Here is a 5,601-nt window from a genome sequence, read left to right as displayed (position 1 = left end):
AGCCGCGCCTCCTCGGCCTGCGCCTCCGCCTCGGCCGCCCGGTCCTGGGCGGGCGGCAGCGTGGACTGCGCCCGGGTGGCGGCCTGCGTCCGCAGCTCCTCGGCGCGCGCGATGTTGGCCTCGCGGTTCTTCTGCCGGATCACGTAGGCCGCCACGGCGAGCACGACCAGGACGATGACTGCGATGACGATGAACGTGGTCACGAGATTCCTTCTTCACGAGTTCAGGGGTGTCCAGTCTCCCAGCCTCCGCGCTCCTGTCCAGAGAGGCGGTGCCCGAAGGGGTGAGTCTCGTATGCCAGACGCCAGGTGGGGATCGACCTCTGGTGGGACACCGTCAACCCGGAGTTTGATGACGAGCATGCAGAGCATGCAGAGCATCCAGGTCGGGGTCGGCCCCGTCTCGTTCGAGGACCTCATCCACGTCGCCCGCGACGGCGCCCCGGTCGGGCTGAGCGACGAGGCGCTGGTCGCGATCGACCACGCGCGAGGCGTCGTCGAGGCGCTGGCCGCGGCCGAGACGCCGACGTACGGCGTGAGCACCGGCTTCGGCGCGCTCGCCACCCGGCACATCCCGACCGAGATGCGCGCCCAGCTCCAGCGCTCGCTCGTGCGCTCGCACGCCGCCGGCTCGGGTCCGGAGGTCGAGCGCGAGGTGGTGCGCGCGCTCATGCTGCTGCGCCTCTCGACGCTCGCCACGGGTCGCACCGGCGTACGGCGTGGGACCGCCCAGCTCATGGCCGACCTGCTCACCCACGGCATCACGCCCGTGGTGCGGGAGTTCGGCTCGCTCGGCTGCTCCGGTGACCTCGCGCCCCTGTCCCACTGTGCGCTCGCGCTGACGGGGGAGGGTGAGGTGCGCGACGCGAGCGGGACGCTCATGCCCGCCGCCGAGGCGCTCGCCGCGGCAGGGCTCACCCCGGTGGAGCTCGTCGCCAAGGAGGGCCTGGCCCTGATCAACGGCACCGACGGCATGCTCGGCATGCTGGTCCTGGCGATCACCGACCTGCGGATGCTGCTGCGCACCGCCGACGTGGCCGCGGCGATGAGCGTCGAGGGACAGCTCGGCACCGACCGCGTCTTCGCTCCCGAGCTGCAGGCGATCCGCCCGCACCCGGGGCAGGCGCTGTCCGCGGCCAACCTCACCGCACTCATGGCCGACTCCGGCATCGTCGCGTCGCACCAGACCGGGCCGGACGGCTCGGTGGAGTGCAACCGCGTGCAGGACGCCTACTCGCTGCGCTGCTCACCACAGGTCCACGGCGCTGCCCGCGACACCGTCGAGCACGCGGCCACCGTCGCGGGTCGCGAGCTGGCCAGCGCGATCGACAACCCGGTCGTGCTCGGTGACACGGTGGAGTCCAACGGCAACTTCCACGGCGCACCGGTGGCCTACGTCCTCGACTTCCTCGCGATCGTCGCCGCCGACGTGGCCTCGATCAGCGAGCGGCGCACCGACCGCTTCCTCGACAAGGCGCGCAGCCACGGGCTGCCGCCCTTCCTCGCCGACGACCCCGGCGTCGACAGCGGCCACATGATCGCGCAGTACACCCAGGCCGCGATCGTGTCCGAGCTCAAGCGGCTCGCCGTGCCCGCGTCGGTCGACTCGATCCCGTCCAGCGCCATGCAGGAGGACCACGTGTCCATGGGCTGGGGCGCCGCCCGCAAGCTCCGCCGGTCGGTCGACGGCCTGTCCCGCGTCGTCGCCGTCGAGGTGCTCACCGCCGCCCGCGCCCTCGACCTGCGCACACCCCTGACCCCGTCGCCCGCCACCGGCGCGGTGGTCGACCTGCTCCGGACCTCCGGCATCGCCGGTCCCGGCCCCGACCGCCACCTCTCGCCCGAGATCGAGACCGCGGTGGCCCTCGTCCAGTCCGGCGCCGTCCTGGCCGCCGCCGAGTCCGTGATCGGAGAGCTGAAGTGAACGATCGTCTGCCCATCCATGCCGCCCACGGCACCGAGCTGACCGCGAAGTCGTGGCAGACCGAGGCGCCGCTGCGGATGCTGATGAACAACCTCGACCCCGACAACGCCGAGCGCCCCGAGGACCTCGTGGTCTACGGCGGCACCGGCAAGGCGGCGCGCAGCTGGGAGGCGTACGACGCCATCGTCCGCTCCCTGCGCGACCTCGAGGACGACGAGACGCTGCTCGTGCAGTCGGGCAAGCCGGTCGGCATCATGCGCACCCACCCGTGGGCGCCGCGCGTGCTGATCGCCAACTCCAACCTCGTCGGCGACTGGGCGAACTGGGAGGAGTTCCGCCGGCTCGAGGACCTCGGGCTGACGATGTACGGCCAGATGACCGCCGGGTCGTGGATCTACATCGGCACCCAGGGCATCCTCCAGGGCACCTTCGAGACCTTCGCCGCGATCGCGGACAAGAGGTTCGGCGGCACCCTCGCCGGCACCATCACCGTCACCGCCGGCCTCGGGGGCATGGGCGGTGCGCAGCCCCTGGCCGTCACCATGAACGACGGGGTCGCCATCTGCATCGAGTGCGACCAGCACCGCATCGACCGCCGGCTCGAGACGCGCTACCTCGACGTCCAGGCCCGCGACCTCGACCACGCGATCGAGCTGGCCCTCGAGGCGCGCGACGAGCGCCGCGGCCTGTCGATCGGGGTGCTCGGCAACGCCGCCGACCTGCTGCCCGAGCTGCTGGAGCGCCACCTCGACCGCGGTGAGTCGGGCGACGGTCCGCTGGTGGACGTCGTGACCGACCAGACGTCGGCGCACGACCCGCTGTTCTACCTCCCCGCCGGGACGGCGTACGACGACTGGGAGCGCGAGCGCACGGAGGATCCCCGCGGCTTCACCAAGCGCAGCCAGGAGTCGATGGCACGTCACGTGCGGGCGATGGTGGAGTTCCAGGACGCCGGTGCGGAGGTCTTCGACTACGGCAACTCGATCCGTGACGAGGCCCGCAAGGGCGGCTACGACCGCGCCTTCGAGTTCCCCGGCTTCGTGCCGGCCTACATCCGCCCGCTCTTCTGCGAGGGCAAGGGCCCCTTCCGCTGGGCCGCGCTGTCCGGTGACCCCGAGGACATCTACGCCACCGACCGTGCCATCAAGGAGCTCTTCCCGGCCGACGAGAAGCCGGAGTACGCCCGCCTCCACACGTGGCTGAAGATGGCGAGCGAGCGGGTGCAGTTCCAGGGCCTGCCGGCCCGCATCTGCTGGCTGGGCTACGGCGACCGCGCGAAGGCCGGCGCGAAGTTCAACGAGATGGTGGCCAGCGGCGAGCTCAGGGCGCCGATCGTGATCGGCCGCGACCACCTCGACTGCGGCTCCGTCGCCTCGCCCTACCGCGAGACCGAGGCGATGCTCGACGGCTCCGACGCCATCGCCGACTGGCCGATCCTCAACGCCCTGGTCAACACCGCGTCGGGGGCCACGTGGGTGTCCTTCCACCACGGCGGCGGCGTCGGCATCGGCCGCTCGCTCCACGCCGGCCAGGTCACGGTCGCCGACGGCACCGCGCTGGCCGCGGAGAAGATCGAGCGGGTGCTGACCAACGACCCCGGCATGGGGGTGATCCGCCACGTGGACGCGGGCTACGACCGCGCGATCGAGGTCGCGGACGAGCGCGGTGTGAGGGTCCCGACCCGGGAGGGCTGAGCCGCACTCGATCGTCGCGTCAGCGCAAACGCAGGACATCCCTGACCGCATGCGTCAGGATGCCGACATGGCTACGGGGGACAAGAAGCCGGCGCGTTCGCGCGTCGTGCTGACCGACATCAGCTCGCGGGCGTGGGAGCACCCCGCCGACAAGGGCGCGCTGGTCGCGCTGCGCAAGCTCAAGGGCTTCGACGTGCTGCTCAAGACCATGTCGGGGGTCTTCCGCGAGCGGGCCTGGCGGCTGACGCTGCTCGGCTCCGCGGTCCGGGTGGACGAGCGCCAGTTCTCCCGGCTGCACCGGCTGCTGGCCGAGGTGGGTCGCAGCCTGGACGTGAGCGACCTGCCCGAGATGTACGTCCAGGCCGACCCGACGCTGAGCGCGCAGACGATCGGGATGGACCAGCCGATCATCGTGCTGTCCTCCGGCCTGGTGCACCACCTCGACGACGACGAGCTGCGCTTCGTCATCGGCCACGAGCTCGGCCACGCGGTCAGTGGTCACGCCGTCTACCGCACCCTGCTGCTGCGGCTGCTGGGCCTCGGTGGTCTCCTCAACGCGATCCCCGGCGGCGCCATCGGCATCCGGATGGTCACCGTCGGCCTGCTCGAGTGGTCGCGCAAGGCCGAGCTGTCGGCGGACCGCGCGGGCCTGCTCGCCAGCCAGGACCCGACCGCGGCGCTGCGCACCCACATGAAGCTCGCCAGCGGCGGCACGCTCGAGGAGCTCGACGTCACCTCGTTCCTGTCGCAGGGGGCGGAGTACGACGAGGGCGGCGACGTCCGGGAGTCGTTGATCAAGCTCTCGCTGCTCCAGCAGCAGACGCACCCGTTCGCCGTCGTACGCGCCACGGAGCTGCGTCGCTGGATCGACTCCGGCGCCTACACCGCGATCCTCGGCGGTGCCTATCCGCGCCGCTCGGACGACGACAGCGCGTCGGTGAGCGAGGCCGCCCAGGAGGCCGCGGCCAGCTATGCCGTCACCTTCGAGCGGACGCAGGACACGCTCGGTCGCCTCGTCCACGACCTCGCGGGGTGGGTGGGCTCGGCGCGGACCTGGCTCGACGACCGCTTCCGCAGGGGCGACGGCACCGACTGACGCGCTCCACGGGTCCGGACGTGCGCGAGCCCCGGACACGCGTGGTGTCCGGGGCCCGTCAGGCAGCTGTCGTTACCAGACGCGGCGGCTGTTGCCGCCGATCGGGACGAAGTTCAGCACGAGGCCGACGACGATCAGGATCAGGCCGATGGTGGTCAGGATGCTCTGGGGGAGCAGCAGCCCGAGGATGAGCAGGATCAGTCCGAGGACAATCATGGTGTACGCCTCCTTCAAGGCCGCCCACTGTGGACGGCCGGGCCACTCTGCCGGTGGTGACGCCGAGTTGGGAAGTCGGCTGCGCCCCTAGGGGTGAGACGGCGCACCGACGCGTGGGGGCGTCAGAGCGCCTGGATCGCGTCGTGGATGTCGAGGACGCGCCGGGCCGACTCGACGTGCAGGTTCTCGACCATCTTGCCGTTGTAGGTCACGACGCCGGCGCCCTTGCCGTCCTCCCAGGCCGCGATCAGCCCCCGCGCGTCGTCGACGGCCTGCTCGCTCGGGGCGAAGGCCGTGTTGGCCCCCTCGACCTGGCCCGGGTGGATCAGGGTCTTGCCGTCGAAGCCCATCTGGCGGCCCTGCTCGCACTCGGCGAGGAAGCCCTCGGTGTCCTTGACGTCGTTGTAGACGCCGTCGACGATCGCGATGCCGGCGGCGCGGGCGGCGAGCAGCGCGGTGTGCAGCGAGGGCAGGATCGGGGCGCGGCCGGGCACGTGCTCGGCGTACAGCTCCTTGACGAGGTCGTTCGTGCCCATCACCAGTACCGACAGCCGCTCGGAGGCCCGCGCGATCGCGAGGCAGTCGAGGATCGCGACGGGGGTCTCGATCATGGCCCACAGCATCGTGTGGTCGGGGGCGCCGGCCTTCTCCATCGCGGCGACGAGCGTGTCG

Annotated in this window: 6 protein-coding genes; 3 read left to right on the top strand and 3 right to left on the bottom strand. The window is 71.8% G+C overall.

Features of this window, described 5'->3' with window-relative positions; genetic code table 11:
• Positions 1 to 203: hypothetical protein (locus tag JWN97_RS02105; protein WP_297617437.1), on the bottom strand; the 203-nt coding region annotated here is incomplete at its 3' end.
• 166 nt (positions 204 to 369) lie between these two features.
• Between JWN97_RS02105 and hutH the strand changes: the two genes are divergently transcribed.
• The 3 genes from hutH to JWN97_RS02090 all read left to right on the top strand — a co-directional run bounded on the left by hutH (position 370) and on the right by JWN97_RS02090 (position 4,713).
• Entirely contained in the window at positions 370 to 1,923 is a 1,554-nt protein-coding gene (hutH, locus tag JWN97_RS02100; RefSeq protein ID WP_297617434.1) for a histidine ammonia-lyase, read from the top strand.
• Positions 1,920 to 3,617 (top strand): urocanate hydratase, encoded by a 1,698-nt coding sequence (hutU, locus tag JWN97_RS02095; RefSeq protein ID WP_297617431.1) that lies wholly within the window; start codon positions 1,920 to 1,922, stop codon positions 3,615 to 3,617. Before hutH ends, hutU begins: the two co-directional genes overlap by 4 nt.
• A gap of 67 nt (positions 3,618 to 3,684) precedes the next feature.
• Positions 3,685 to 4,713, top strand: coding sequence for a M48 family metallopeptidase (locus tag JWN97_RS02090; RefSeq protein ID WP_297617428.1), 1,029 nt, complete (start codon positions 3,685 to 3,687; stop codon positions 4,711 to 4,713).
• A gap of 72 nt (positions 4,714 to 4,785) precedes the next feature.
• Here JWN97_RS02090 and JWN97_RS02085 read toward each other — a convergent pair whose 3' ends face one another.
• Both JWN97_RS02085 and JWN97_RS02080 read right to left on the bottom strand, forming a co-directional pair.
• The gene (locus JWN97_RS02085) at positions 4,786 to 4,929 is read right to left on the bottom strand and encodes a hypothetical protein (protein WP_297617426.1); all 144 of its coding nucleotides are present in this window, start codon (positions 4,927 to 4,929) and stop codon (positions 4,786 to 4,788) included.
• Between the two features lie 122 nt (positions 4,930 to 5,051).
• Positions 5,052 to 5,601 (bottom strand): CoA ester lyase (locus JWN97_RS02080; RefSeq protein ID WP_297617422.1); only part of this gene is annotated, 550 nt, incomplete at its 5' end.

Origin of the sequence: Nocardioides sp., from assembly GCF_025965415.1 — a bacterium.
Lineage (GTDB): Bacteria > Actinomycetota > Actinomycetes > Propionibacteriales > Nocardioidaceae > Nocardioides.
Note: the sequence above shows the minus strand (reverse complement) of the source record. Positions and strands in the feature narration are given on the sequence as shown.